This window comes from Rhizobium sp. ZPR4 (assembly GCF_040215725.1).
GTDB lineage: Bacteria > Pseudomonadota > Alphaproteobacteria > Rhizobiales > Rhizobiaceae > Rhizobium > Rhizobium rhizogenes_D.
On sequence record NZ_CP157968.1, the window covers coordinates 555,153 to 581,073 of the forward strand.

A 25,921-nucleotide genomic window follows, 5' to 3' on the forward strand; every position below is an offset into this window, starting at 1 on the left:
ATGGCGCGCAAAAACCTCCTTGAAATCTCGGCGCCGAGCACGGCGCGCACGGATGCGCCGACAGCAAAGGACAATCGTCCGATTGCTGGCTTCCTGCCACAGGCGAGGGGTGCCGGTCCTGTAGGTGGCATTACGAGGACGCTCGGAAACATCACGGAGAAGATGGAACGCGCCAGCGATCTCGAACGGCAGCTGGCAGAGGGACAAACGGTCGTCGACATCGATCCCGATGTCATTGACGGGTCCTTCGTTACCGATCGCCTCGAAATAGATCCGATTGAGCTTGGCCAGCTGGTTGAGCAGATACGCGAGCACGGCCAGCAGGTCCCGATCCTTGTGCGACCGCATCCGGAGGCCAAGGGGCGCTTTCAGGTCGCCTACGGCCATCGGCGACTGGCGGCCACGAAGGAACTCGGCATTAAAGTGCGCGCGGTCGTGCGTCAGCTCACGGATGACCAGCTGGTCGTCAGTCAGGGCCAGGAAAACAGCGCACGCACCAATCTCTCCTATGTTGAGCGAGCATTGTTCGCATTGCGCCTCGAGCAGCGTGGTTTTGGCCGCGATGTCATCATGGCTGCGCTTGGCGTCGACAAGGCAGCGCTTTCCAAGATGCTGATCGTCACGAGACAGGTGCCTCTGCCGCTTATCAGCGCGATCGGGCCGGCTCCCGAAATCGGCCGCAGGCGATGGCTAGAGCTGGGAGAGCGTCTTGAGAGCATTGCTTCCGAGCCGATCACTGCGGAGTTGTCCGCGGACAACTATCGGAAGATGTCGAGCGATGAGCGCTTCCAGCGTGCACTCATTCTGGCAATGGGCAAGCCCACTTCTGCCAAGAGTGTAGCAGCTCCCTCATCCATGACCGGAGTTCCAGTAACTTTTAAGCGAACACCCGCGCGCGCCACCTTTGTTTTCGACAGCAAGGCTGCGCCTGGTTTCGACGAGTTCGTGCAGGAGAGACTGCAATCTCTCTTCAACGAGTTTCAGCAAGGAAAGGAAACGTAACCCGCAAAAGAAAAAGGCCCCCAAACGACGTCGTCGTGGAAGCCCTTCTCTGATCTTAAGCAAATCGAGAATCGCATTTCCCCGAATCACAGTCAAGAGTCTTTGACGCCGTTTTGGTGAGCTGTCTTCTTTTGCCACAACGTAGGTGAAAGAAAATGGAAGCCGAATATGTGACGACGCCTTTTGGGCGGCGGCCGATGACGCTTGCCATGTTGATGGCTCAAAGACGAGCCGAGCATGGGAAGCCCATCAGGTCTGTCGACAAATGGAAGATTTATCGCGCGCTCTGTGAAGCCAAGCCTCTTCTCGGGGTGACGGACCGCGCACTTGCAGTTCTCAATGCACTCTTGAGCTTCTATCCGAAGAACGAGTTATCGGATGATGCCAACCTGATCGTGTTTCCTTCGAACGCGCAATTGTCCTTGCGCGCTCATGGGATGGCCGAGCAGACCATTCGCCGTCATCTGGCTGCGTTGATCGCTGCCGGGCTTCTTGTGCGCAGAGATAGCCCCAACGGCAAGCGTTATGCTCGTCGGAGCAGGGCAGGGGACCTCAATGAGGCCTATGGCTTCTCATTGGCGCCTCTTCTCTCGCGAGCGGAAGAGATCGAACATCTTGCCGCCCAGGTCGCAGCCGAGCGGCTTCATATCCAGAGCCTGCGCGAGCGCATCAGCCTCCACAGACGCGATATTGCCAAACTGATCGAAACCGCCATTGCCGAGGCCGTGGAAGGCCCCTGGGAGGCCGTCTATGTGGCTTTCCGTGCATTGATCGACGGGCTTTCAAGATCCCCGACGGCAATGGAGCTGGAAGTTCTTCTCGATAAGCTCGGCCACCTACATGACGAAATCATCAACCAGTTGGAAACATACATAAAAACCACGAAATTAAGCGGCAATCCCTATCAAAATGAGCGGCACATACAGAATTCAGACTCCGAATCCTTCATTGAATCTGAAACCGGAGCCAAACAGCGAACAATACCGCTGAACCAATCTGCATTTCCGCGGACAACTCCAACAACCCCCAAAGCCCAAACATCTTCGGATACTATCCGACCAACACCTTCAACATCACATGGCTTTTGCACTGAAACTCGTAAGGAGATTCCAGCGGAACTGAAATCTTTCCCGCTGGATCTCATCCTCCGTGCTTGCCCGGACATCACGGCTTATGCACCGGCCGGCACTATCAGCAACTGGCGCGATCTGCTTGCAGCCACGATCATCGCCAAATCAACACTCGATATTAGCCCTGGAGCCCATCAGGAGGCCTGCAGGGTCATGGGGACAGAAAATGCTGCCACTGTGATCGCCTGCATCCTCCAACGCGCCGCACACATCAATTCTGCCGGTGGTTATCTCCGAGATCTGACCCGGCGAACGGAGAAGGGAGAATTTGCGATTGGTCCCATGCTTATGAGCCTTCTGCGGGCAAATATGACCACGACAGCGCGAAAGGTGGCCTAGCTGGTTCCGATTTCAGTGTAAAAAAATTGATATCCGGTTCCGCTTAGCCCCCAAATTCGTGGCGCTGATTTAACGCGGACCTGATCAAGTCTGCTGAGACGCATCGACGACGGTTTCGTTGATGCGAAAGTTAGTGTGCGACCTTCGTGCAGGGCTAGCGGCAGCAAAGGGAAAAATAGCTTCTATTTGAGGCTTTATTTCAATGAAATCAATCGGCTAGAGACTATATAAAATTCAGCCAAATTGACCGAATAAGTCATGGGAAACGCTCTTATCGTTCGCCGATACCAAGTTTTTATGCCGTTTTTGCTGGCAAATGTCCATATATTTTCGCATATGGGTTCTCGGTCCGATGCTACAATATGCATAGGTGAGGATACTGGACGGCATGCCGGCGGCGTATGGGAATTGTATCCCCGGCTCGCTCAAACAGGCACGACAATGATCCCTGCCGTTGCCTGTCAAACGACCTGACTTGGCCGTTGGTCACTGTCACTGCTGGTCGCAGATCGGGATCGGCTTGGCAGGCGGAACCGGATGGTCCTTCTTGTACTGAACGATGATCGGCTCGAGGGTTTCCTTGGGCCAGAACTTAGGCGTGCCGATTTCCTTCAGGCAGGAATCGTTCCAATACAGTCCGGATTGGGCCGGAGAGCGTCCCGCCGCAACGGCCTTGGCGATTGCCTTGATGTCTAAAGACTCCGGGTAGATATAGAGTGTCGTCGGATTGTCCTTGACCATGGAGATGATCTGATTGGCATCCGATGCCGCCCAGCTGGTGCAACCATCACTGCGGCCGCCGGCATATTCCACCAGCTTTCCGAGCGGAACATAGCCGTCCCGGTTGGCATAGGGGCTCTGCGGATCCTTCTTCATGCAGATGCCCGCAACCTTGGCGGCGGCATGTCCGCCGATCGCTCGCTGCCGCGCATTGGCGGTCTCGCCTTCACCGTCGAATTGGAGGAACGTGCGAAGGTAGGCGGCCTCCTTCGTTTGGGAGAGCTTGTAGTAACCCTTGAAGGTCGTCTTCGTCTCTTCGGTCACATAGGAGCCGCCCATCGTGAGGTTCGAGTCCATCGCGTTGCCGAAGTTCTTCGCGCACATGCGTCCATTGCCGAAGTCGGCAACACCTTTGAGGTCGCGGCCGCTGCCGTGGCCCGATGAAACGACACGGAAGGTCTGTGTCGCCTCGCAGACGATATAGAAGCGACCCGCGGACTTGCCGTCATTTGGAGCGTTTGGACGGGTTGCGTCCATGGCGAAATAGCAGGGATTTTTGACCGTGCCTTCGCTCACTTTTCGCATGTAGAGCGCGCGGGCTCTTTGCAGGATCGGTTGGGCAATCTGCCCTTCACCGGTACCGACATAGGCTCCGAGCCAGGCCGGAATGTCCGGCTGCCGGGTCGCGGCCAGGGATTGCGATGTTGCGGGAATGACGAGGGCGAGGGAGCAAAGGCTGAGCATCTGGGGGACGCTTCGAAGGGCATATCTCAACCGCACGGAATTAGTTCTCCTATCAAATATCCCGGGCCCTCACGCGCCGCTGCCGTCAAAAGCAATGTTGACAGCCTGCCTGCCCCACAAGCTCGACTGGCACGCGCTCAGATCCGGAAATCATACTTGTGCGCTGCTTTGCTGAACGAGACCCTAACAGATACGGGAAATCCTGGTTGACAAGGAAAATTGCTCGCCTGTCATTGATTGTCGACATCCGTTTCGCGCCAGCATTCTTCAGCGATCACGGCGCAAATATGGCGGACTTCAGGCGAGCAGGGCGCCAGAAGCTAGGAACTCGTGGGAATGCCTTGGAACCGCCGATGTAGCTCTTCCGCGTCTGGATCAGGTTGGCAGGGTGGCCGGTCACTTATTGCGAAGACAGATGCGGGGCAGGAAAATCCAGCACCCGGCTGGTATAGCTTTCGATCAGCGCGCTGAACGGTGTTCCATCCGGCAGTTTCAGCACGGCATGGTGTTCGAGAAGAAACGAAGGCAGCGCGAGAGACGCGTTTCCGGATGGCGGCAGATCGGCGCCCGTGTCCCATCCTTGCGGGAGAGGCGACCAGAGCAGCTTTGCCGACAGGTTCGTACGCGTGAAATTGAGGGCCTGAACGGCGCGGCCGAATGCGATATCGCTGGTATCGAGCGACTTATTCATCTCGGCTGTGAGCTTTGCCGGCACGTACCAATTATCCGCCTCGGACAGAATACGATCCCCGCAGGCCAGGCGAACGCGACGATAGGCGACAGGCTCGTCGGATCCGACCGCCAGCAACTTCCGGATGGAAGCATCGGCCGGTTTGTCCTGACCGCGCACGCGCTGTGCGATGATCTTCGAGCCTTCCGGCGCAAGCTTATGCGCGGCGCACCAGCGGTCGAGCGTCAGCGTGGCGCTGGCATTGCTGAGGAGATCGGCATTGAGGGTCTGAAGGATTGCCAGTGCTTCCAGACGCGAGGTTGGCGTGTCGGGCCACTGGGAAGCAGCCGACATTTCCTGCGCCGTTGCCGTCTGCGCGCCAAGCGCGATGGCGACCGAGCTGCCGAGGGCAATCATGCGGACGAATGACGGGGACTTTGATGCCATGCGATGAAATCCTCTGCAGATGATTTTACAGGCCAGAACCTAGTGGCTGACAAGTGCGCCGTTGGCATAGATGGCAGGCCCGCTGCTATTGGCAAGACCTGAAAAGGCTGTTGCGGACAAGCGCGGCAACCGGCCGCAAAATCAGCCGGTGTCTTCCTCGCCGTATGAGATGCCTAAGATCCGATTGCATCGAGACCGATGATCGCCAACTGGATGAGGCCGGCCGTGGCGACGAAGGCCAGCGCGGAGACCAACAGTGCCGCCAATATCAGCAATCCGTCCCGTGCCATCAGGGCGACCGAGATCGCGACGAGGGCAAAGACCGGCATATAGTTGCCGAGTGGGATCGGAAGGACAATGGCAATCGCCAGCAGCAGGATCGGAAAGGACAGCAGCCATTGCATGGTGCTGCCCGTGAAAGCGGCCAGACGACCCGGACGAACGACGGTTTCAATCCTGGTGAGGATCGGCGCGCTGTAGCGCACAATGAGTTCCACGAGTGACGGCGACAGCTTGTGCCGGCTTAGAAAGGCGGGCAACTATATCGTCCGGCAGCCTAGCCCGATCTGCACCGCCACCAGAGTGAGAGCGCTTCCGAAAACGACACCGAACGGCCCCGGTATCGGAATCAGGGCAGGCAGGGCGAGAACGAGAATGGTAAAGGCCATGCTTCTGCGCCCGAGGCCGGAGAGCACCTCTCCGATGGAGAGGCCGCCCCGCTCATGGGCGAGCTTGGCGAGATCGTACAGGCGAGTGGACGCCCTATCATCCTCCTCAGTCGTGCCGGCAGCCCGTTCTATCATCGGACATCACCAGATCGGGCCACTCGAATCTCTTGCTTGCACAAAGCTTCAGGCCTCATCGGAACCTGCACTGTTTGTCTGGATCAGCTTGATGACGGTCGCGCAATCCGGATTGCTTTTGTCGAGCAGGTCGGCGGGGCTGCTCCAGCCGGTCGACAGGCCGATGACGGTGGAAATCGTCCAGAAAGTATCTTCCGACGCGCGTTGCGCCAGTGCCGGGACTTCGGTCGAGAGACAGGCCTGCGATTGCCTGACGATCTCGACTGGCTGGCCGACGGCGACGGCTTGTCGCTCGATCTCGGCTTGAAGCGGACCAAGGGCGAAGGTGGCGAAGAGGGCTGCGAGGATATTGGAGATCATATCTGTACCTTGTCGGAAATCTGTTTGAAGCGGGGGAGGGAGGTGCCCACGGAGCGCGGGCACCTCACGGCATCAGGCGCTTTCGGCCTTGCCGCGCGTCTTCAGCAGGCTCCAGGCGACGCCGCTGCCGATAATGGCGAAGGTGATGCCGAGCGAGAGGGCGGCCGGGAATTTTTCCAGGCCCAGCATGTCGGCGACGAAGATCTTCGAGCCGATGAAGACGAGCACGATGGCAAGCGCCGGCTTCAGATATTGGAAGCGATGGATCATGGCGGCGAGTGCGAAGTAGAGGGCACGCAAGCCAAGGATTGCAAAGATGTTCGAGGTGTAGACGATGAACGGATCGGTCGTGATCGCGAAGATGGCGGGAACCGAATCCACGGCAAAGATCACGTCGGCGACTTCGATCAGCACAAGCGCCATGAAGAGCGGCGTGATGAACCAGACCATTTTACCGTTCTGCGGATGCGGCTGTTTGACGAAGAAGCGTTCGCCATGATGGTGGTCGGTGACGTTGAAGCGGCTGCGCATGAAGCGAATGAGCGGGTTCTTCGCGACATCAGGCTCGGCATCCTTCATGACCAGCATCTTGATGCCGGTTACGATCAGGAAGGCGGCAAAGACATAGAGCAGCCACGAGAACTCGGCCACTAGCGTCGCACCGACACCGATCATGATGGCGCGCAGCACGATGACACCCAGAATCCCCCAGAAGAGCACGCGGTGCTGATAGAGGCGGGGTACGGCAAAGAAGGCGAAGATGAGGGCAATGACGAAGACGTTGTCGAGAGCCAGCGTCTTTTCGACGACGAAGCCCGTCATATAGGCAAGGCCGGAATCGGCACCGAGATACCACCATACCCAGCCACCAAAGGCGAGACCGAGCGTGATGTAGAGGACGGAGAGCTTGATGCTCTCGCCAACGCCGATTTCCTTGTTTTCCTTATGCAGGACACCAAGATCGAAGGAGAGGATGGCAATGACGAGCGCAAGGAAGCTCGCCCACATCCAGAGCGGCTTTCCCAGCCACTCGACGAAGAGCAAAGACGTTTCCATGACGGAAAACCTCTGTCGGCGCGGTGTCGGAAAGGTCCGACATCGCGAGAACGCCGACGGCTCTCACCAGAGGGGCCCGGACCAGCGGGTTGGCCAATAGCTGGGAAGCGGACGTTTGCGTTTCAAGAGCTGCACGCACTTTTCAAAGGCGCAGCGATTTCGCTTGCTCCTTTAAGCTGCGGTCCGGCCGATGTGGATGCTGTGAACGCTTGCTCTCTTCTGTGCGACGAAATCCGTCAGCGCGGATGGAATGTCGACATGGGCGCTGCGCCGCTCAAGAATACGGAACCCTTTGGGAAGACAGGTGGCGATGCGGTCGATAATCGTTTCATAATCGACGATGAGCATCTCCCGACCGGCCATGAGGTCGAAGAGAAGGGGATCGGCGAGCACGCGCTCATTTTCGCAGAACCAGTAGGAGGAAATTGTCAGATCGGGGAGGTAGCCGATCTGTGCCGGCAGATTTCTTTGCTCGAACTGGAAATCGCCGGGCAACCCCGCGGCAGCCATCAATTCTCTGGCGAGGGACAGCTGGTGTTCGGATAAGTCCAGCCCCCGAAGCTCCAGCTCGGGATTGTCGGCGAGATAGGCAAAGGCAAGGCTGAAGGCGCCGGAGCCGCAGCCGAGATCGCATACCCTTCTATATCTGTGGACGGCGTCTTCAAGGCTGGTAAGCGCCTGCAGGCATTTCAGAGAGTTTCGCATACCGAATGCACGGGTGAAGGCATCGGCGGAAAGGTTATAGTCGAATATCTCGATCTGGCGCCGGCTTTCGACAGCATTGCGCAAAGCAATACTGTCGTTGCTTGGATGGTACAGGTGGTTACACCTTAGCAAGATCTCAGAAAATTCTTCGAGATTTCGTGTCTGTACGGCCGCGTATGTCATGAAGCCTGTCCTCGCCAAGGGTGTAGTCTTTGGCGTGATTGGAAAGGCTGCATGCGCCGAAAGCAAGCCCTCAAAACTTGCCTTCGTCGGTCGATGGGGCAGAGCCGCGCAATTGCGATCATCGAACGTCGTCGCCACGTCAGCCATGTGGCGACAGCACGGGAAATCCTTCAAAGGTCTTGAGCGTGTCGAGGACGATCGACGTCTTTACATGCTGAACCGATTCATGCGGCAGCAGCACATCGTTGACGAAACGGGAGAGATCGGTAAGCCCGCGAGTGGCGACCTTCAGGTGATAGTCCATTTCGCCTGTCAGCGCATAGGCTTCCAGCACCTCCGGCAGCCCGTTGATGAGCTGGGAGAACCGGCGGGCATTGTCTCTGTTGTGGGTGGCAAGCGTCACCGAAATGACCACGAGCATGTCCAGCCCCAGCTTCTGCCGGTCAAGATTGGCTTGGTAGCTGCGGATATAGCCTTCCGCCTCCAGCCTCGTACGTCGCCTCGAGCACTGCGATGGCGAAAGTGCGATACGTTCGCCGAGCTCGTTGTTCGTCAATCTTCCGTCTTTCTGAAGCTCCTCCAACAGGCGCAGATCCAATTTGTCGAGCTGTTCATCCATTGCGCAAAACTCTTACAATCCTCACGAATCCTGTACGAGTTTTGTCTTTTCCTCGGAGAGTTACAAGCTTCAAGGGCGAATCTTCGGTCAAATCTTGCACAGTTGGATTCGATAATTTTCGACGCTTTTGGGCCGAACGAAACGGGAAGGGGCTGCACTGCCACCAGCGTTCGCGCCATCTTTTTAGATGCCGCACATACAATCAGTCTTCCTTAGCGTTTGCACCTTTGGAATTTCCGGTTGCAGAAAGTTGACTCCTTTTTACGTGATTGTCATCTGGCTTTTATAAGTGGGAAGCGGGAAGCAACCAAACGCAGGGGGTAAAAATGCGTAAACTTCTTCTCGCCATGATGTCTGCGACCGTAATATCCGGCGCAGCCCATGCAGCGACAGTCTATCCGTTGGACCGGGCAACGGTACTTGCCGGCTCGCCCTTCGATTTCAAGGTGGAATTCAGCAAGGTCGTGAAGCCGGAGGACGTCAAGGTCACCGTCAACGGCGAAAGCTACGATGCCGTTTTCGGCAAGGCTGCCGATTTCGTCGCGGAAGAAAAGGGCGCTGAGGACAAGGTTCTCGGATCGGCCCTGATCCTGCGCGGCATCAAGCTCGCAAAGCCTGGCCAGTACAAGGTCGAAGTTTCGGCCGGCGACGAGAAAAAGTCGGTCAACTGGGATGTCTATGGCACGTCGGCGACGCCGAAGGCCAAGAACATCATCTTCCTGCTCGGCGACGGTCTCTCCGTTGCGCATCGCACCGGTGCCCGCATCATGTCCAAGGGCATGACCGAAGGTAAGGCCAACGGCCGCCTCGCCATGGACGATATCCCGCCGGTCGCTTTCATCGGCACGTCCTCGACCTCGGCCATCGCCACCGACAGCGCCAACACCATGTCGGCCTACATGACCGGCCACAAGTCGGCCGTAAATGCACTCGGCGTCTATGCTGACCGCACGCCGGCGAGCCTGGACGATCCGAAGGTCGAAACGATCGGTGAAGCCCTGCGCCGCACCGGCAAGAAGTCGCTCGGCATCGTCACCACGGCCGAAGTCGAAGATGCAACGCCGGCCGCACTCGTCTCCCACACGCGCAAGCGCGGCGACAAGGCCGAGATTGTCGGCATGATGTACGACGTCAAGCCGGATGTCCTGCTCGGTGGCGGCTCGGCCTATTTCCTGGCGAAAAGCGTTCCCGGCTCCAAGCGCAAGGACGACAAGGACTATATCGCGCTCTTCAAGGACGCCGGCTATGCCGTTGCCACCGACAAGAGCGAACTGGCGACCGCTGCCGGCTCCAACCAGGACAAGCTGCTCGGTCTCTTCCACACCGGTAACCTCGACGTGACGCTCGATCGCGAATTCCTCAAGAAGGGCACCGTCGACAAGTTCCCGAACCAGCCGGGCCTCGTCGACATGACCAAGGTTGCGCTCGACAAGCTCGCCAAGAACCCGGAAGGCTTCTTCCTGGTGGTCGAGGGTGCCTCCATCGACAAGATGAGCCATCCGCTCGATTGGGATCGTGCCCTTGTCGACACGATCGAGTTCGACAAGGCCGTTGCCGTTGCCCGCGAATTCCAGGAAAAGAACCCGGATACGCTGATCGTTGTTACCGGCGACCATACCCATGGCGTCTCGATCATCGGCACGGTTGACGATAACAAGCCGGGCACCGAAATGCGTGAAAAGGTCGGCACCTACGCCGCTGCCGGCTTCCCGAACTACGAAGACAAGGATGGCGATGGCTATCCGGATCGCGTCGACGTTTCGCGTCGTCTGTTCATGGCCGCCAACAACGGCCCTGACCACTACGAAACCTTCCGTCCGAAGCTCGATGGTCCTTTCGTTCCGGCAATCCAGAACGAGAAGAAGGAATATGTTGCCAACGAAGCCTACAAGGACGTGCCCGGTGCCGTCTTCGTGCAGGGCAATATCCCGAAGGACGAGGATAGTGGTGTCCACGCTGTGGACGATATCGTTCTGCAGGCTGCCGGTCCTGGTGCCGAAGGCTTCCGCGGTTACATGGAACAGAGCGACGTCTACCGCGTGCTGGCCGATACCTTCGCGCTCGGCACCGAAAAGATGTAAGTTCTTGCGGACCATGTGAATATGGACAGGCGGTGTCAACGCCGCCTGTCTTTTCATCTTTCATGGGGGTATGCGATGTCCGGGGACAAGATCGCCACCATTAATCGTCGGAGCTTTTTGGCTGCTGCCGCGGCTTTGCCTGTCATGGGTATTGCGACACGCACAGGCGCCTCCGAGAAGTTAGGCTTCGGCGAACTCTACAAGAGTTTCGGCCCGCTCGGACTGGAATTTTCTGACAAGGTAAAACAGCTGAGCGGCAAGGAAGTTGCCATAAACGGCTTCATGGCACCGCCCTTGAAGGCGGAGGCCGCTTTCTTCGTGCTCACGGAAATCCCGATGTCGCTCTGCCCGTTCTGCTCTTCCGATGCCGACTGGCCCGACAATATCCTGGTCGTCTATCTCTCCTCCAAGCAGACATTCGTGCAGTACAACGCGCCGATCATGGCACGCGGCATGCTGGAACATGGTTCGTGGACGGACCCGGAAACCGGCTTCATCAGCCAATTGCGTCTCAGGGACGCCTCGTTCAGGACTGTCTGATCCTCATGCTCGCTCTCGATGTTTCCGGCCTGAAGATGCGCTTTCCGGGTCTGGCCGCGCCGGTTCTCTCCATTGACCGGCTTCATTTGCCGGCGGGCGGCCGGCTTGCGATCACGGGTGCGTCCGGTTCCGGCAAGAGCACCTTCGTCAATGCCATTACCGGGCTGGAAGATGTGAGGGATGGCAGCGTGTCCTGGAGCGGGACGGAGATCACGCGCCTCTCCGCCGGCCGTCGCGACGCCTTTCGCGCGCGCAATATCGGTCTCGTCATGCAGGATTTTCATCTGTTTCCCGGCCTGTCCGCCTTCGAGAATGTCGTGTTGCCGATCAAGCTGACACGGCGCCTTGCGGCCCAAGAACGCGAGCGTGCGCTTCATCTGCTTTCCGTGACCGGTATCGCCCGGCCGCAGCAGAAGATCGAAACCTTGTCGCGCGGCGAAATGCAGCGCGTTGCCGTTGCCCGCGCATTGCTATTGCGCCCCGGCGTCATCGTTGCGGACGAGCCGACGGCGAGCCTCGATCGCCAGGCGGGTGGTGAGGTTGCGGAGCTCTTGCTGCAATTGTCGGCAGAAGAAGGGACGACGCTTATCGTGGTTACGCATGATGCGGCGCTCGCCGAGCGTCTTGGCCGCCGCATCAATCTGGCGAGCGGACGCATCGAAGAAGACAGCCAAGAGGTTGCCGCGCAATGATTACCTTCATCCTTGCCGACCTCAGGCGTTTCTGGAGTGGAGCGCTGGCCGTCGTGGTGTTGATCGCCTTGTCGGTCGCGCTGAGCGTGACAGTGACGCTGCAGGAGCGGGCGGTCCGCCTCGGCAGTGCGCGCGCTGCGGAAAAGTTCGATCTGCTTGTCGGCGCTGCCGGCAGCGAGACGCAACTGGCGCTTTCCGCGGTCTTCCTACAGCCGGCGCCACTGCCGCTGATGGAGGGCGCCGTCCTTTCCCGCTTGACCAACGATCCGCGTGTCGAACTGGCGGCACCTGTCGGCTTTGGCGATTCCGCTTACGGCCATCCGATCGTCGGCACGACCACGAGCCTGATCTCATCCCTTTCGCCATCGCTCTCGCAGGGGGTGATGTTCTCGCGCCTTGGTGAAGCAGTGGTCGGCTCCGATGTCGCCTTGTCGGCCGGTGCCGAGATCAAGCCGATGCATGGAACAGCTGAAACCGGCGGCGAAACCCATACGGCGATTGCCTATAAGGTCACCGGCCGCATGGCGCCGACCGGCACGGCCTGGGATCGGGCGATCCTCGTGCCGATCCGCGCCGTCTGGCAGCTGCACGGCATGCATGGCGAGGACCATCAGGATCATGATGCCGAGGAGGCGGATGCGCATGGCGCAGCCAGCCCAGAACAGGATCATCATGAAGACCATGACCACGAGCCTGGCCACGTCGATGCGGATGCGCCGCTCGATGAGCAATTCGACGTGCAGACGCCTGGCGTTCCGGCCGTTCTCGTCAAGCCGAAGACAATTGCCGATGCATACCGCCTCAGGCAGGAATATCGCACCGGCACGACGCTCGGCGTCTTTCCGGCGGAGGTGTTGACCAGGCTCTATGCGACGCTCGGCGATGCCCGCAGCCTGCTTCTGGCGATTGCGCTCGGCACGCAGGCGATCGTGATTGCCGCGATCGTGCTGGTAACCATCATGCATGTCGGTTCGCGACGCCGGCAGATCGGCGCCCTGCGGGCGCTTGGAACACCGGTCCGCTCGATCGTCACGCTCGTCTGGGGCGAACTCTTCGTCCTGTTCGCCGCCGGCATCCTGCTTGGCATCGTGCTCGGCTATGCCGCAGCATTGGTCATCTCCGCCAGGCTGGCGGCATCGACCGCCGTTCGTTTGCCCGTCGGCTTTTCCTTCGATGATCTCTGGCTCGTTGGCGGGTTTGCGGCGGTTGCCGCGATCATCTCCATCGTGCCGGCCTTCAGTGCGTTACGCTCCAGCCCGGCGGCGGCGCTGCGCGCCTGACGCTTAGCTGGCAGAAGCAAGCAAACTATCGCGGGCTTTGGCCGTTGGATCGACGACGGGCCACCGACAAGTTCGTCCGTTAGCGCGGGCTTTTGCTCGCAAAAGACGAGATAAAACTGGATTGCAAAACTCCTCTTTATTGACTAAGCCATGTCGCGTGTCTGATGGAGGATCCCGTAATGGCGAACAGCGCACGTAAAATCGCTTCTGTTTTTGGTCTGCTCGCCGTTCTGGCTGCAAGTTCGGCCTTGGCGGAAGATACGAAAACCGTTTCCGTGATGGATGATCGTGGCGTCAAGGTCGATGTGCCCGTCCAGCCGAAGCGGATTGCCGCAATCTCCTATTTTGCCGACGACGTCGCGCTCGCCCTGGGCATCAAGCCAGTCGCCAGCACCTATATGACAGCGGGCCGGCAGCCGGATTTCCTTCTCGGCCTGACCGCGCAGATGGCGCAGATCGGCCAGCGCGCCAAGCCCAATCTGGAGCTGCTGTCGCAGGCCAAGCCCGATCTCATTGTGGCTATCCGCCGTTACACGGTCGGTAACGCGCCGCAGCTGGAAAAGATCGCGCCCTACCTCGCCTACAACATGGAGCTCTTGACCGAGAGCGACAAGGAAATCGCCGAATTCTCGAAGATCCTCGGCAAGCCTGAACGCGGCCTGCAGCTCAACGCCGATTTCCACAAGCACCTCGACGAGATCGCGGCCAAGGCGCCGAAAGACGTCCATCCGCGCTTTGCGATCATGTGGGGCGGCGCGACGCCCTTTGCCTTCCATACCGAAAACACCGCAGCCTCGATCGTTGCCGCCATCGGCGGCGACAATATCGCCGGACCGAAGACGGCTGGTGGCCCCTTCGGCATCGATATGAGCCTGGAAACCATGCTGGAGAAGGACCCGGAGGTCCTGTTCATCTATGATTCCGGGCCGGACCGGCCGCAGGAAGGCAATCCGATCTGGCAGGAATTGACCGCCGTCAAGAACAAGCGGGTATTCTACGTTGGGGATCAGTGGGTCGAAACCAATGGCCCGATCGCGCGCGAAATCGTGCTGCGCGAGGCGGCCCATTATCTCTACCCAGATGCTTTCCCGGCCGTCGATGTGAGGGCGGAAGCCGCCAAGATCATTCCCGCCGATATTCAGAAGTAAGATGCTTCGGGCCGTGGCCACGATGGATGCGCGCAAATCACTGGCGGTGATCGCACTCCTCGTTGCCGCGACCCTGCTGCTCGTCTTCATCGGCTTGCTGCCCGGCGCAAAGGTCTTGACGATCACGGACGCGGCCCGCGCCCTCTTCTCACCGGACGGCAAGGTCAATTCCATCCTTGTCTGGACGCTGCGACTACCGCGAAGTCTTGCAGCGGCGCTCGCCGGTGCCGGGCTCGCGATCTCCGGCTATCTCCTGCAGACCTTGACGCGAAACCCGCTCGCCGATCCTGGAATTACCGGCGTCACCGCCGGCGCGATCACGCCGATTGTCTGCTGTTTCGTTTTCCTTCCCTGGCTGTCCTCCGCCCTCTACCCTTTCGTCGGTCTTGCGGGCGGCTTGGCGGCAGCGGCCGTCACCTTCTGGGTTTCTAAGGGCGGGCAGGGGCGGCCGTTGCATCTGGCGCTCGGCGGCGTCAGCATCTCGCTGTTTCTCGGTGCAATCACGATTTACGTGCTGCTTTTGACCGGGCCGCAATCGACATCGCTTCTGTTCTGGCTCTCCGGCGGCTTTCAGGGACGCTCCTGGCCGCATCTTGGCTATATGCTCCCCTGGGTCGTCATCGGCGTTGGGGGCGCGTTGGCACTGCATCGCGTGATCGGCATGTTCGCGCTTAGCGATCATGCCGCCGCCGGCATGGGCGTGCAGCTCAATCTATGGAAGCCGGTGCTGCTCGTGCTCGGCGCCTGTCCCGTTGCCGGTGTCGCACCCGTTGCGGGGCCGGTCGCCTTTGTCGGGCTGGCGGCGCCCCATATTGCGCGTCTGCTGAGGCCGCGCGGCGCGTCATGGGAAATCGCACTTTGCGCTGCCATCGGCGCGCTGATCGTGACGGTTTCCGATCTCATCGCTCGCACGGTCGCCATTCCGAAAGAACTTCCCGTCGGCATCATCACGGCATTGATCGGCGGGCCGGTCTTTATTTACCTCATCCAACGCGGCCGCCTGCAATTCAGGGGGCATGGCCCATGACTGTGGACGCCTCCGTCTCTCATATGCCGCGAAGAGGGATGTTGCCGATTATCATCTTCATCGCGCTTCTTTCGCTGATTGCCGCGACATTCCTCGGTGTCGTCGATCTGCCGGCGGCGGATGTGCTTGCTGTCTTGAGCGGCAAGGGTTCGCCCGAGGCGCAGTCGATCATTCTCGATATCCGGCTGCCGCGCATCGTCACCGGTATTCTTGCCGGCATCCAGTTCGGCGTCGCCGGCTTGCTGCTCCAGACGATAACGAGAAACCCGCTCGCAGATCCCTCCCTGATGGGGGTGTCGCAGGGTGCGACGCTGACCGTCACGCTGTTCCTTCTCTTCACGGTCTACATCTTCAATCCCGGCGAGAATACGGTGGCGGAACTGCCGATCGCCTGGCTTCCGGTCGCAGGTCTTGCGGGCGGAATGCTCGCCGGCGGTATCATCTACCTGCTCGCCTTCCGGCTCGAACTCAGTCCGCTGCGCATCACGCTCTGTGGTGTCGCCATCGGCGCGGTCCTGCATGCGCTCGCCGTCGGCCTCATCGCCGGCTGGGGATCGGCGCGCATCGAGATCATTCTCGAATGGCTTTCGGGCAGCCTTTATGCGCGCACCTGGGACCATGCGTTGTTTCTCCTGCCGTTTACGATCGCAGGTCTGCTTATCTTGCCGCTGATCTACCGGCCATTGGTTATGCTGCAATTCGATGCGCAGGTCGCCCGTTCGTTCGGCCTTGCCTATCGCAGGCAGTTTTCCTTGGTGCTGCTGGTGTCCTGCGCCCTAGCAGCAAGCGCGGTCGGTGCCGTAGGCCCGATCGTTTTCGTCGGGCTGGTTGTTCCGCATCTCGCCCGCTTCCTTGCCGGCCGGCATTTCCCTCTGGTTCTGCCTTTGACGATTGTTCTTGGCGCTATCTTCGTTACGCTGGGTGATCTTATCGGCCGTCTTGTCGGGCAGGCGGAGGAAGTGCCGATCGGGGTCGTCACCGCGATTGTCGGTGTGCCCGTGCTGCTTATGCTTTTGAGAAAAATTTCCTGAGATCGCCCATGCCACTTTCCTGTTCGCAATTGTCTGTCTTTTACGGCCGCCGCAAGGCACTCGACAGCTTTAAACTCTCCATGCATAAGGGAGAGATCCGGGCGCTGATCGGCCCGAACGGCTCGGGCAAAAGTACGGCCCTGCAAGCGCTTGCCGGCCTGATTGCCCCGGCAGAGGGACAGGTGACAATCGAGGATATCTCGGTCGCAACCATGTCCCGCCGTACGATCGCCAAGAAGCTTGCCTTCCTGCCGCAGCAGCCGTCGGCACCGGACGAGATGACGATCGCGCAACTCGTGCGGCAAGGTCGTTTCGCCCATGTCGGACTTTTTCGCAGCTATGATCGCAGGGATGAAGAGGCGATCGAATGGGCGCTGGAAAGCACCGGGCTTTCGAGCCTCGCCGGTCGCACACTGCAAGAGCTTTCCGGCGGCGAGCGACAGCGGGCATGGATATCAGCCGCGCTCGCGCAGGAAGCCGGCATATTGTTGCTCGACGAGCCGACTTCGTTCCTCGACATAGGCTATCAGGTCGAGGTTCTGGATCTCGTTCATCGCCTCAGCCGCGAGAGGGGCGTCACCATCATCATGGCGATCCACGATATCAATCAGGCGATTGCCGTCAGCGACCGCATCTCATTGCTGGAGAAGGGCGAGCTTCGCTTCGACGGCGAGCCGAGGGCGCTTGCCGAAAGCGGCCTGATCGAGAAGACATTTCGAGTGAAAGGGCGGTTCGTCCAGGTGAGCCCCGACGTGCCGCCGCATTTCGATGTCGAGCTGACGCGGCTCAGCCATTGAGGGGCTTGACGAGCCGGAAGACGATTTTCGTCTGCGTGTAATAGTCGAGCGCATCGGCAAAGTCGGGCGTCCAGCCATCCTCGACGAAGGGGATGAAGCCGTCATATTCCAGTTTCCGGCCGGAGACTGCGAAGCCTGCCTTTGAGAAAGCGCGTCCGTAATCGGAAATCGAGCGATCCTGGACGACGGTGTTGGTGCGCTTGGCGACGAGGTCGCGCCACTTCGGCCAAAGCGGGTTGTCCGTGTGGCAACCGGTGACGGCATAATAGACACCGCCGGGCTTCAATGCCTTCCAGATATCCGCGGCATGGGCATGGATATCCTCGACGAGATAGATGACCTCGTGGCTGATCGCAAGATCGAATTCTTCCACCCAGCCTTCGAGCGTTCCGCTCACCGCATGCTGGACCGGCAGGTTGCTCTTGAAAGATTCAGCCTTGGCGATCGACTGTTCGGCGATGTCGATGCCCAGCGCCTTGCGAAACGGCCTGATGGCATAGAGATGACGCAGCAGGCCGCCCTGGTTGCAGCCGAAATCGACGACGCTCTTGGCGGATAGATCACGCTCGACGATCAGGTCGATCAGATGTCTCCAGATCGGCGCATGCCCATCGGCCATCCTGTCTTCGGCGTCCGGGTCGACATACCATGTGGCGATCGTCTTCTGACCTTGCTGGCTCATCAGCTTTCTCTCCAGGCTATTCAAAACGTGCCCCGTCTTTAAGCTGGACTGCGGTCCATGGCTAGCGCAGTTCTGCTTTTCTTCGAATCGCGAAACCACTCTATCCTTTTATTTCTTGGCGCATTCCGGACGGAAAACCGCTGCGCACTTTTCCGGGAAATGCTCTAGATTTTGAAACCCAAAAGCCGTGCGGACAGAAGATTTTATCTGCCGCAATAACCCGGAGAACAAAGGCCTCGCAATCAATGCAGGCGCTGGCCATTCGACGGATCGAACAGATGTGCCTTTGCCGGATCGATCCTGAGCTGGATCGGCTGGCCGGGAGACACCGAAGGGCGGTCCCTGATGGCTGCCATGATCGATTGCGCGCCGGCCTGCAATTGCAGATGCGTGTCCGAGCCAGTCGGCTCGATAATGATGACCTTGGCCTCTACGCCATTTGCGTCGACGGCAATATGTTCCGGGCGGATGCCGAGCTGGACGGATCGGCCGAGATGGCGGCGGGCGCTTTCCGGCAGCGGCCAATGCAGGTTTTCCGCGTCCTGCAGCCCCAACCTTCCGTTTCGATCGATGACGAGGCCATCTATGAAGTTCATCGACGGCGAGCCGATAAAGCCGGCGACGAAGCTGTTGGCCGGCGCATCGTAGATTTCGAGCGGCGAGCCGATCTGCTCGATATGGCCGCCACGCATGACGACGATACGGTCGGCCATGGTCATGGCCTCCATCTGGTCGTGCGTGACATAGACCATGGTGGTGCCGAGACGCTGGTGCAACGTCTTGATCTCAGTGCGCATCTGCACGCGCAATTTGGCATCGAGATTGGACAGCGGTTCGTCGAAGAGGAAGACGGCAGGGTTGCGGACGATGGCGCGGCCCATCGCCACGCGCTGACGCTGTCCGCCCGACAATTGCCGGGGATAGCGATCGAGGAGGGCGGAGAGATCGAGGATCGCAGCCGCATCGTTCACCTTCTGCTCGATTTCGTGTTTGCTGCGGCGCGCAAGCTTCAGCGAAAAGGCCATGTTGTCGCGCACCGTCATATGCGGATAGAGCGCATAGGACTGGAACACCATGGCGATATCGCGTTCGTTCGGCTCGAGATCGTTGACAACGCGGTCGCCGATTTCGATTTCGCCATCGCTGATGCCTTCAAGCCCGGCGATCATGCGCAGCAAGGTGGATTTGCCGCAGCCCGAAGGTCCTACAAGCACCATGAACTCGCCGTCCTGTGCCGTGACGGAGACGCCGTGCAGCACTTCGAGCGCGCCGTAGCGTTTGATGGCATTGCGAATGGTCAGTTTCGCCATGGATATCTCTCCCAAAAATGTCGGCCGGCGCGTCAGCGCCCGCCCATGCCCGCATTGAGGGCGATGCTGTTGTAGATGAGCTTCTGCAGGATGATCGCGAGGAAGATGCCCGGAAGCATGGAAAGGGTGGCGCCGGCCATTAGGTAGTTCCATTGTGTGCCTTGCTGCGTCTGGAACAGGGTAAGACCGACGGGCAGGGTGGCATTGTCGGCACCGGTCATGACGATCAGCGGCCAGAGGAAATTGTTCCACTGCCCGATGAAGGTGAAGAGCGACAGAAGCCCGATCGCCGGCATGGACAGCGGCACGATGATGCTGACGAGAATGCGCCGGCGCGAAGCGCCGTCGATCCTTGCCGCCTCCTCGAGCTCCATGGGAATGGAGAGGAAGAACTGCCGCATCAGGAAGGCGCCGAAGGTGCCAAAGGAGATCGGCAGGATCACGCCGGGGAAAGTGTTGACCAGACCGAGCTTGTTGACGATCAGAAACAGCGGAATGATCAGCATCAGCGGCGGCACCATCAGCGTGCCGATATAGCCGAGCAGCAGCGTTTCGCGCGCCCTGAATTTCAGCCGCGCGAAGGCGTAGCCGGACAGGCAGGAGACGACGACGGTGATGGCCGTCACGCAGATGGCGATAATGGCGCTGTTGAGGAAGAAGCGGCCGAAGGGCAGCTGGGTCCAGGCGGCGGCAAAGTTACCCCATTCGAAGACGTCGGGCAGGATACGCGGGGGTATTGCCGTCACCTCGGCATTGGAGCGCACCGCATTCGAGACCATCCAGAAGAACGGAAAGAGAAAGGCGATCGCGACGAGTGTGATTGCCAGGTGATTGACGATATCGAGCACCAGCTTCCGGCGTGCTCTGGCTTCGGATTTAAGCGTCATAATGCACCCATTTGCGCTGGAACCGGAATTGCAGGGCGGTCAGCGCCATGATCAGCGCAAACATCACCCAGGCGATGGCCGAGGCATAGCCCATCTGGAAGTTCTGAAAACCGCGTTGGTAGATGGCATAGCCGAGCGTCGCGGTCGACGATCCCGGCCCACCCTTGGTCATGACGAAAATCTGGTCGAAGACCTGCAGCGAGGTGATCGCCGTCATGACGGTGCCGAAGAATAGCGTCGGCGAGATCAAGGGCAGGCGGATTTTCCAGAAGCGGTCCCAGGCCGTGGCGCCGTCGATGCGCGCCGCTTCCAGATAAGTTGCCGGCACCATGTCGAGCGCGGCATTGAAGAGAACCGTATTGTAGCCGACGCCAGCCCAGATCGAGGTGAGGACGACGGCCTGCATAGCAAGCGTGCGATCGTTCAGCACGCCCGAGAACGGCAGGGACAACGCCGCCATCATGCTGTCGAACAGGCCGCCGCTGGTAAAGATCAGCATCCAGACCATGGCAACGGCGATGAGCGGGGTGAAGGTAGGCAAGAAGAAGATGACGCGGAACCAGCGCTGACCGATCTTCAGGCTCGAAATCCAGGTCGCCAGCCCCAACGAGATGACGATATTGAGCACCAGATATTCGACCGTGAAGAAAATGGTGTTGCGCATGACCGTCCAGAATTGCGGGTCGGTCGTAAACAGGCGTACATAATTGGAAAAACCGACGAAGCGTGGCGTGCCAAGCAGCTGCCAATTGGTGAAGCTGAGCGCGATCGAGGCGAGGATCGGCAGGACGAGAAACAGGACGATGCCGATCAGGCCCGGCAACAGGAAGAACAACGCCGTCCATCCCTCGCCTCTGAACCATTTGCGCGAGCGTGGCCTTGGTCTTGCGATCATGTCGGTGTGCTTGCCCAGCATCATGGGCCTCTCCTTTTCGGCAGTAGCGCTGCGGTCGAGCCGATGGCCCGACCGCAGGCCGGCCAGGTGCCCGGTCTATGGTAGCTGGCTCTGAATATCGCTCAATACGCCTTCGGGCTTCGAGTCCCCCGTCAGTGCCAGCGGCACGTACTGCATCACCAGATTCTCGAACTGGTTCCATTTCTCGTTGATGCGGAACGGCGTGGTATGGGCGAACATATATTCGAGCGTGTCGCGGGTGCCGCTGACATTCTTCGCCGCTCCGTCATACCAGGCGGTCTGCTGTGCAAGCCGGGCCGGCAGCGCGCGTCCGGCCGAACCGAGGATTTCGGCAGCCTTCGGGCCGGTCAGCACCTGTAGCGCCTTGAAGGCGGCATCCTTGTGCTGGCTGGTGGCGGAAATGCCCCAGCCGGAGCCTGCCGTAATGAAGCGCGAGGGACCGGTGCCGCGCGGCAGCGGCGCGATGCCGATCTTGAAGTTGACATTGGCCTGCCCGGTAATCAGCGACCAGGGACCGTCGATATACATGGCGACATTGCCCGAGGCGAAGCGGCCGCTTGCGGCGGAAGCATCGGCAGCGGAGGCAAAGACCGGCGAGAGTTTGTCCTTGGCGGTGAGATCGGCATACTTGCTGAAGGCATCGACAAAACCGGCATTGGTGAGGTCGAATTCATTGTCGGCGTTGAAATAATCCGCGCCAAGCGCGACGGGGCCGGCGATGAAATCGAAGGCCTGGGTTCCGTAGCCGTAGGTTCCGTCCTTGGTCAGCGCCTTGGCGTCGGCCTTGAAATCGTCGAACGTCCAGTCCTTGGCGGGCTCCTTCAAACCGGCAGCGGCGAATTTGTCGCGATTGTAGAAGACCATCCACGGGCCGACATCGTAGGGCAGGGCATAGAGCTTGCCGTCCTGTGAAAGGCCGGACATGATCGATGTCTCGAAGTCCGCCACCTTCACGTCGCTGCTTTTCACATAATCGTCGAGCGGCGTCAGGATCGAATAGAAATTCGGCATGCGCATCGACTGCATCGAAACGATATCGGCGACCTGTCCCGATGCCGCCAGAACCGGCAGTCGCGTCCAGTAATCCGTCCAGCCCGAAAGCTGCAGATTGACCTTGATGTTGGGATATTGCTTATTAACGAGATCGGCCAACTGCTGCCACAGCTCGGCATCGTTCGGCTGACCCCACATCTGCCAGGTCAGTGTCACGGGGGCATCCTGCGCCTTGGCGCCGATGCCGGGTAGTGAACTCGCCGCAAGGGCGGCGGCAAATATCAATGAACGCTTCATGATTGTTCCTCCTCCTTAATGACTTTCATTACAGTGACGTTCATCACTATCCGGACGCTCCCCTCCGGTTTGGTCTTGCGGGCCGTTCAGGCCGCGATCATGACCTCCAGGTCGGCGATCAGGCCGATCAGTTCGGTTCGCTGGCGCCGCCATGGATCAGGATCCTGTCCCGGCTCGAGAATGGCGGTCATGCGCTGGAGAAAGTCCGGCGGCAGCCGCTCCAGTTCGGCCGCCATCGGCAGGTTCCAGCCGTCGCCCGGAAAATAGACCCGGTTGAAGGCAAAAACCGTCTGCAGGATGGCGTTGGCAAGCTTGCCCGTCAGCCCGACGAGAAAGACGAGATCGCGGCGAACGACCTTGCTCTCATAATGATAATCCCTGGCCCAATAGCGCAGGATATCCATGTACTGGCTGAGGACCGAGGCCCTCAGCGCTTCCGGGTACTGCGCCAGCTGCTGCTTCCAGCCGGTCAGCAAGCCACTGGGGTCGGCGATGATCTGCTGGCTGACAAGATCTGTCGGCAGGTGATAGCCCCAGATCGTCCATTCGAAGCTCTTCGGCACGACGATGCCGGCAAGCCAGGAGTCCAGATCGCGCTGCACGCCGGCATACCGCCGCATCCAGACGCCATCCATGCGGATGCCTTCTGCCTGCCAACTTTGCAGCGCGGCATCGAAGCGCCGCCACGCTGCGGTTTGGCGAACCTCCGGTCCGCGATAGGCATCGGCATAGACCCGGAAATCGAAATCCGATTGCGCATCCGACCGTCCCTTGCCGCGCGAGCCGGCGAGCGCGACGGCGCCATTGCCGTCTTCCGCCAGATCGGCGATCAAGGGGGTCATCGCGGCAATGAGTTCGGCTTCGCGGCTCATGACGGCACCGGGCGGCTGGGCTTCGTTCTCTCCTTAATCCTTGAGGATCAGCTCGATGACGGGGGTCACGACGTCGGGCTTCAGAACCGGCAGTTCGAGCGTCAGGATACCTTCGCCGACGGCGACGCCGATATTGGAATCGACCTCGGCATCCGGATCGAGCCAGTGCAGCTCGCTGGCATCGTGCAGGAATTGCGCATACTTGACCTTGCGCCCCAGCCCTTCGATGTGGATGTGGCGGAACGGCCAAGTCTGGATGTGCAGGTAGAGCCGGTTGCCCTTCTGGGTGAAGCGGCAACCGCTCGGCGCCTTATGGGTGGAAGGACCGGCGCCATAGATCGCGCGGCCGTTCAGCCGCAGCCATTCGCCATAGGTGTTGAGTGCCGTGATGGCGCGGGCGTCGAAGGTGCCGCGGCCGGTCGGGCCGACATTCATCAAAAGGTTGCCGCCGAGCGAAACCGTATCGACCAGGATGTTGATAAGCTGGCCGGCATCCTTCCAGCTGGTCTCGTCGCGATAATAGCCCCAGGAGCCGCTGAAGGTGTGGCAGGCTTCCCAGCGCACCGGTAGGCCTGCGACGGTCGGAGCGACGCGTGGCGTATATTGTTCTGGCGTCACCAGATCGGGCATGTGATCGGCGTCACGCGGCAGGTCGAGGCGATCGCCGACGATGATCTCAGGCTGCAGCTGGCGTACCAGCTTCATCAGGTCCTCGCTCTCCCAGTCGGCGCGGCCCTTGCCCGGTAGGCCCTTGTAGGTGCGGCGGGGATAGCTGAAATCGAACCAGATGACGTCGATCTTGCCGAAGTTCGTCAGGAGTTCAGTCACCTGGTCGCGCATATATTGCGCATAGCGCTTGACGTCGCGGCCCTCGTTGAGCTTTGCGGCATCGGGATGGTTGCGCTGCGGATGGTGCCCGTCGATCGGGAAATCCGGATGATGCCAATCGACCAGGGAATAGTAGAAACCGACCTTCAATCCCTCGGCGCGAAGCGCTTCGACGTAAGGGCCGATCAGATCCTTGCCATAGGGCGTGTTGGTGACCTTGTAGTCGGTAACCTTGCTGTCCCACAGGCAGAAGCCCTCATGGTGCTTGGCGGTCAGAACCACATATTTCATGCCGGCCTCGCGAGCGCGGCGTGCCCATTCGCGGGCGTCGTAGAGATCGGGATCGAAGTTGTCGAAATACTTCTGATAGGCCTCGGTGGTGAATTCCTCGCGGTTCTTCAGCCATTCGTGGCGTGCACCGAGAGCGTAAAGTCCGAAGTGGATGAACATGCCGAAGCGGTCGTGTCCAAACCATGTTTTGCCATCGGCCACATTCTGGCCGCCACTGATCGCTGCGTCGCTCACACTATCCTCCCAAGTGTTAAGGCTTAATCGAACCGGTTCGATTTAATCATCGATCCACTTGCCCTATATGTCAAGCGCGCTGTTGAAATCTCTTTCTGCATATTGCTTCATGGCCGACAAATGTTAGATTTATGACAGCGATTCATTGAGGAAGGTATCTTCGATTGGAACGCTGAAGGCGATAGAAACGGTTCGAAAAATTCATGGCCACAATTCGCGATGTCGCCAAACTCGCTGACGTATCCGTCTCGACGGTGTCGTTGGCTTTGAGCAATCCGGCGCGTGTCAGCCAGAAGACGCTGGAAAAAATTCGTCAGGCGATTGCCGCTGTCGGCTTCGTTGCCGATCCGCTTGCGCAAAGTCTGGCGCGCGGCCGCAGCCGCATGATCGGTTTCGTCGTCGGCAATGTCGGCAATCCATTTTTCGGGGATATCCGGCGTGAGCTGGAAAACTATGCGCTCGACCACCAGCATTTCGTCGTCGTCACCGATTCCTCCGGCAAGACGGATCGCGAGAGAGCGATGGTCGAGCACCTGATCGGCCTCAAGACCGCGGGCCTGGCGCTTGCGCCGTCAGGCTACGACCAGGACTATCTTGACTTCATCGCCGGCTTGAACGTGCCGATCGTCTGTTTCGACCAGAAGGTCGCCGGCATCGAGCGCGATTTCGTCGGCTCCGACAACTATCTCGCCGGCGCGATGTTGACCGAGCATCTCCTGCAGCTCGGCCACCGGCGCATCGCCTTCATCACCGGCCCGAGCCATATGCACACGGCAACGGAGAGATATCGTGGCTTTGCCGAGACTATGGCCAATGCCGGCATCGAGGTGAACCCGAACTTCATCGTCGACGGCCAGTTCACACGCACGGCCGGCTATGAGGCAGCCATGCGCTTGCTGATCCAGCCCGAGCGCCCCACCGCGATCCTCGGCGCCAACAATACCGTGGCGCTTTCGGCGCTGCAGGCCATGCAGGAGCTAGGCTTCCGCTGTCCCGAGGACATCTCGCTCGCCATGATCGACAATGTGCAATGGAGCTCGGTCATCACGCCGCGCATCACCATGGTGGTTCAGGACACGCTGGCGCTCGGCGGCATCATCGCGCGCCGCCTGATGCACCGCATCACCAATCCGCAAGGTGCGGTCGAGCCGCCGCAGGATTTCGTGCTGACGCCGAAATTCGTTCCAGGCAATTCCTGCCGGAGAATTTAAAGCTCTGTGCATCGCACATTGGAGGC

At 59.6% G+C, this 25,921-nt stretch carries 24 protein-coding genes and 1 pseudogene; 11 read left to right on the forward strand and 14 right to left on the reverse strand.

Features of this window, described 5'->3' with window-relative positions; translation table 11 throughout:
- Both repB and repC read left to right on the forward strand, forming a co-directional pair.
- The gene (repB, locus tag ABOK31_RS22130; protein ID WP_174181609.1) at positions 1–1,002 is read left to right on the forward strand and encodes a plasmid partitioning protein RepB; all 1,002 of its coding nucleotides are present in this window, start codon (positions 1–3) and stop codon (positions 1,000–1,002) included.
- 155 nt (positions 1,003–1,157) lie between these two features.
- On the forward strand, positions 1,158–2,471 hold the full coding sequence (gene repC, locus ABOK31_RS22135) for a plasmid replication protein RepC (RefSeq protein WP_349960843.1): 1,314 nt from the start codon (positions 1,158–1,160) through the stop codon (positions 2,469–2,471).
- Between the two features lie 492 nt (positions 2,472–2,963).
- On the opposite strand, the gene ABOK31_RS22140 is transcribed toward repC, so the two are convergent.
- The 7 genes and pseudogenes from ABOK31_RS22140 to ABOK31_RS22170 all read right to left on the reverse strand — a co-directional run bounded on the left by ABOK31_RS22140 (position 2,964) and on the right by ABOK31_RS22170 (position 8,778).
- Positions 2,964–3,935 carry a hypothetical protein gene (locus tag ABOK31_RS22140; protein ID WP_349960845.1) on the reverse strand — a complete coding sequence of 324 codons (972 nt, stop codon included), beginning with the start codon at positions 3,933–3,935 and terminating at the stop codon, positions 2,964–2,966.
- A gap of 400 nt (positions 3,936–4,335) precedes the next feature.
- Complete coding sequence (locus ABOK31_RS22145; protein ID WP_349960846.1) at positions 4,336–5,052, reverse strand: hypothetical protein; 717 nt, start codon at positions 5,050–5,052, stop codon at positions 4,336–4,338.
- A 173-nt stretch (positions 5,053–5,225) separates the two neighbouring features.
- Positions 5,226–5,855 (reverse strand): annotated as a pseudogene (locus tag ABOK31_RS22150) (exopolysaccharide biosynthesis protein).
- A 48-nt stretch (positions 5,856–5,903) separates the two neighbouring features.
- Positions 5,904–6,215: a hypothetical protein gene (locus tag ABOK31_RS22155; RefSeq protein WP_349960848.1), complete on the reverse strand. Its 312-nt coding sequence runs from the start codon at positions 6,213–6,215 to the stop codon at positions 5,904–5,906.
- Between the two features lie 72 nt (positions 6,216–6,287).
- Positions 6,288–7,271, reverse strand: coding sequence for a TerC family protein (locus ABOK31_RS22160; protein ID WP_349960849.1), 984 nt, complete (start codon positions 7,269–7,271; stop codon positions 6,288–6,290).
- Positions 7,272–7,442: 171 nt separating this feature from the next.
- Positions 7,443–8,060: a methyltransferase domain-containing protein gene (locus ABOK31_RS22165; protein WP_349960851.1), complete on the reverse strand. Its 618-nt coding sequence runs from the start codon at positions 8,058–8,060 to the stop codon at positions 7,443–7,445.
- A gap of 238 nt (positions 8,061–8,298) precedes the next feature.
- Positions 8,299–8,778, reverse strand: coding sequence for an Lrp/AsnC family transcriptional regulator (locus tag ABOK31_RS22170; RefSeq protein ID WP_349960853.1), 480 nt, complete (start codon positions 8,776–8,778; stop codon positions 8,299–8,301).
- 326 nt (positions 8,779–9,104) lie between these two features.
- Here ABOK31_RS22170 and ABOK31_RS22175 point away from each other — a divergent pair, with 326 nt between their 5' ends.
- The 8 genes from ABOK31_RS22175 to ABOK31_RS22210 all read left to right on the forward strand — a co-directional run bounded on the left by ABOK31_RS22175 (position 9,105) and on the right by ABOK31_RS22210 (position 17,374).
- Positions 9,105–10,859 carry an alkaline phosphatase gene (locus ABOK31_RS22175; protein WP_349960855.1) on the forward strand — a complete coding sequence of 585 codons (1,755 nt, stop codon included), beginning with the start codon at positions 9,105–9,107 and terminating at the stop codon, positions 10,857–10,859.
- Positions 10,860–10,934: 75 nt separating this feature from the next.
- Complete coding sequence (locus tag ABOK31_RS22180; RefSeq protein ID WP_349960857.1) at positions 10,935–11,399, forward strand: hypothetical protein; 465 nt, start codon at positions 10,935–10,937, stop codon at positions 11,397–11,399.
- Between the two features lie 5 nt (positions 11,400–11,404).
- Complete coding sequence (locus ABOK31_RS22185) at positions 11,405–12,091, forward strand: ATP-binding cassette domain-containing protein (protein ID WP_349960859.1); 687 nt, start codon at positions 11,405–11,407, stop codon at positions 12,089–12,091.
- Positions 12,088–13,371 (forward strand): ABC transporter permease, encoded by a 1,284-nt coding sequence (locus tag ABOK31_RS22190; RefSeq protein ID WP_349960861.1) that lies wholly within the window; start codon positions 12,088–12,090, stop codon positions 13,369–13,371. Before ABOK31_RS22185 ends, ABOK31_RS22190 begins: the two co-directional genes overlap by 4 nt.
- 179 nt (positions 13,372–13,550) lie before the next feature.
- Positions 13,551–14,519 carry an ABC transporter substrate-binding protein gene (locus ABOK31_RS22195; protein WP_349960863.1) on the forward strand — a complete coding sequence of 323 codons (969 nt, stop codon included), beginning with the start codon at positions 13,551–13,553 and terminating at the stop codon, positions 14,517–14,519.
- A gap of 22 nt (positions 14,520–14,541) precedes the next feature.
- On the forward strand, positions 14,542–15,546 hold the full coding sequence (locus ABOK31_RS22200; RefSeq protein ID WP_349961262.1) for an iron ABC transporter permease: 1,005 nt from the start codon (positions 14,542–14,544) through the stop codon (positions 15,544–15,546).
- Between the two features lie 38 nt (positions 15,547–15,584).
- On the forward strand, positions 15,585–16,577 hold the full coding sequence (locus ABOK31_RS22205) for an iron ABC transporter permease (protein WP_349960865.1): 993 nt from the start codon (positions 15,585–15,587) through the stop codon (positions 16,575–16,577).
- A gap of 8 nt (positions 16,578–16,585) precedes the next feature.
- Entirely contained in the window at positions 16,586–17,374 is a 789-nt protein-coding gene (locus ABOK31_RS22210) for an ABC transporter ATP-binding protein (protein WP_349960866.1), read from the forward strand.
- Here the strand turns inward: ABOK31_RS22210 and ABOK31_RS22215 are convergent.
- The 7 genes from ABOK31_RS22215 to ABOK31_RS22245 all read right to left on the reverse strand — a co-directional run bounded on the left by ABOK31_RS22215 (position 17,364) and on the right by ABOK31_RS22245 (position 24,609).
- The gene (locus ABOK31_RS22215) at positions 17,364–18,056 is read right to left on the reverse strand and encodes a class I SAM-dependent methyltransferase (RefSeq protein ID WP_174181640.1); all 693 of its coding nucleotides are present in this window, start codon (positions 18,054–18,056) and stop codon (positions 17,364–17,366) included. The genes ABOK31_RS22210 and ABOK31_RS22215 overlap by 11 nt on opposite strands.
- Before the next feature lie 242 nt (positions 18,057–18,298).
- Positions 18,299–19,366 carry a sn-glycerol-3-phosphate ABC transporter ATP-binding protein UgpC gene (gene ugpC / locus ABOK31_RS22220; RefSeq protein ID WP_349960867.1) on the reverse strand — a complete coding sequence of 356 codons (1,068 nt, stop codon included), beginning with the start codon at positions 19,364–19,366 and terminating at the stop codon, positions 18,299–18,301.
- Positions 19,367–19,398: 32 nt separating this feature from the next.
- Positions 19,399–20,253: a carbohydrate ABC transporter permease gene (locus ABOK31_RS22225; protein WP_349960869.1), complete on the reverse strand. Its 855-nt coding sequence runs from the start codon at positions 20,251–20,253 to the stop codon at positions 19,399–19,401.
- On the reverse strand, positions 20,243–21,169 hold the full coding sequence (locus ABOK31_RS22230) for a sugar ABC transporter permease (RefSeq protein WP_349961263.1): 927 nt from the start codon (positions 21,167–21,169) through the stop codon (positions 20,243–20,245). Before ABOK31_RS22230 ends, ABOK31_RS22225 begins: the two co-directional genes overlap by 11 nt.
- 75 nt (positions 21,170–21,244) lie before the next feature.
- The gene (locus tag ABOK31_RS22235) at positions 21,245–22,459 is read right to left on the reverse strand and encodes a sugar ABC transporter substrate-binding protein (protein ID WP_174181646.1); all 1,215 of its coding nucleotides are present in this window, start codon (positions 22,457–22,459) and stop codon (positions 21,245–21,247) included.
- An 86-nt stretch (positions 22,460–22,545) separates the two neighbouring features.
- The gene (locus ABOK31_RS22240) at positions 22,546–23,331 is read right to left on the reverse strand and encodes a DUF4037 domain-containing protein (RefSeq protein WP_349960872.1); all 786 of its coding nucleotides are present in this window, start codon (positions 23,329–23,331) and stop codon (positions 22,546–22,548) included.
- A gap of 33 nt (positions 23,332–23,364) precedes the next feature.
- Positions 23,365–24,609: an alpha-L-fucosidase gene (locus tag ABOK31_RS22245; protein WP_349961264.1), complete on the reverse strand. Its 1,245-nt coding sequence runs from the start codon at positions 24,607–24,609 to the stop codon at positions 23,365–23,367.
- Between the two features lie 278 nt (positions 24,610–24,887).
- On the opposite strand from ABOK31_RS22245, the gene ABOK31_RS22250 reads away from it, so the two are divergent.
- Entirely contained in the window at positions 24,888–25,895 is a 1,008-nt protein-coding gene (locus tag ABOK31_RS22250) for a LacI family DNA-binding transcriptional regulator (protein ID WP_174181651.1), read from the forward strand.
- The last annotated feature ends 26 nt before the right edge of the window (positions 25,896–25,921 follow it).

Excerpts from the sequence above, each read along its gene's own strand:
- repB (WP_174181609.1), top strand. The coding sequence starts at position 1 with ATGGCGCGCAAAAACCTCCTTGAAATCTCGGCGCCGAGCACGGCGCGC.
- repC (WP_349960843.1), top strand. The coding sequence starts at position 1,158 with ATGGAAGCCGAATATGTGACGACGCCTTTTGGGCGGCGGCCGATGACG.
- ABOK31_RS22140 (WP_349960845.1), bottom strand. The coding sequence starts at position 3,935 with ATGCTCAGCCTTTGCTCCCTCGCCCTCGTCATTCCCGCAACATCGCAA.
- ABOK31_RS22145 (WP_349960846.1), bottom strand. The coding sequence starts at position 5,052 with ATGGCATCAAAGTCCCCGTCATTCGTCCGCATGATTGCCCTCGGCAGC.
- ABOK31_RS22155 (WP_349960848.1), bottom strand. The coding sequence starts at position 6,215 with ATGATCTCCAATATCCTCGCAGCCCTCTTCGCCACCTTCGCCCTTGGT.
- ABOK31_RS22160 (WP_349960849.1), bottom strand. The coding sequence starts at position 7,271 with ATGGAAACGTCTTTGCTCTTCGTCGAGTGGCTGGGAAAGCCGCTCTGG.
- ABOK31_RS22170 (WP_349960853.1), bottom strand. The coding sequence starts at position 8,778 with ATGGATGAACAGCTCGACAAATTGGATCTGCGCCTGTTGGAGGAGCTT.
- ABOK31_RS22175 (WP_349960855.1), top strand. The coding sequence starts at position 9,105 with ATGCGTAAACTTCTTCTCGCCATGATGTCTGCGACCGTAATATCCGGC.
- ABOK31_RS22180 (WP_349960857.1), top strand. The coding sequence starts at position 10,935 with ATGTCCGGGGACAAGATCGCCACCATTAATCGTCGGAGCTTTTTGGCT.
- ABOK31_RS22185 (WP_349960859.1), top strand. The coding sequence starts at position 11,405 with ATGCTCGCTCTCGATGTTTCCGGCCTGAAGATGCGCTTTCCGGGTCTG.
- ABOK31_RS22190 (WP_349960861.1), top strand. The coding sequence starts at position 12,088 with ATGATTACCTTCATCCTTGCCGACCTCAGGCGTTTCTGGAGTGGAGCG.
- ABOK31_RS22195 (WP_349960863.1), top strand. The coding sequence starts at position 13,551 with ATGGCGAACAGCGCACGTAAAATCGCTTCTGTTTTTGGTCTGCTCGCC.
- ABOK31_RS22200 (WP_349961262.1), top strand. The coding sequence starts at position 14,542 with ATGGATGCGCGCAAATCACTGGCGGTGATCGCACTCCTCGTTGCCGCG.
- ABOK31_RS22205 (WP_349960865.1), top strand. The coding sequence starts at position 15,585 with ATGTTGCCGATTATCATCTTCATCGCGCTTCTTTCGCTGATTGCCGCG.
- ABOK31_RS22210 (WP_349960866.1), top strand. The coding sequence starts at position 16,586 with ATGCCACTTTCCTGTTCGCAATTGTCTGTCTTTTACGGCCGCCGCAAG.
- ABOK31_RS22215 (WP_174181640.1), bottom strand. The coding sequence starts at position 18,056 with ATGAGCCAGCAAGGTCAGAAGACGATCGCCACATGGTATGTCGACCCG.
- ugpC (WP_349960867.1), bottom strand. The coding sequence starts at position 19,366 with ATGGCGAAACTGACCATTCGCAATGCCATCAAACGCTACGGCGCGCTC.
- ABOK31_RS22225 (WP_349960869.1), bottom strand. The coding sequence starts at position 20,253 with ATGACGCTTAAATCCGAAGCCAGAGCACGCCGGAAGCTGGTGCTCGAT.
- ABOK31_RS22230 (WP_349961263.1), bottom strand. The coding sequence starts at position 21,169 with ATGCTGGGCAAGCACACCGACATGATCGCAAGACCAAGGCCACGCTCG.
- ABOK31_RS22235 (WP_174181646.1), bottom strand. The coding sequence starts at position 22,459 with ATGAAGCGTTCATTGATATTTGCCGCCGCCCTTGCGGCGAGTTCACTA.
- ABOK31_RS22240 (WP_349960872.1), bottom strand. The coding sequence starts at position 23,331 with ATGAGCCGCGAAGCCGAACTCATTGCCGCGATGACCCCCTTGATCGCC.
- ABOK31_RS22245 (WP_349961264.1), bottom strand. The coding sequence starts at position 24,609 with ATGTTCATCCACTTCGGACTTTACGCTCTCGGTGCACGCCACGAATGG.
- ABOK31_RS22250 (WP_174181651.1), top strand. The coding sequence starts at position 24,888 with ATGGCCACAATTCGCGATGTCGCCAAACTCGCTGACGTATCCGTCTCG.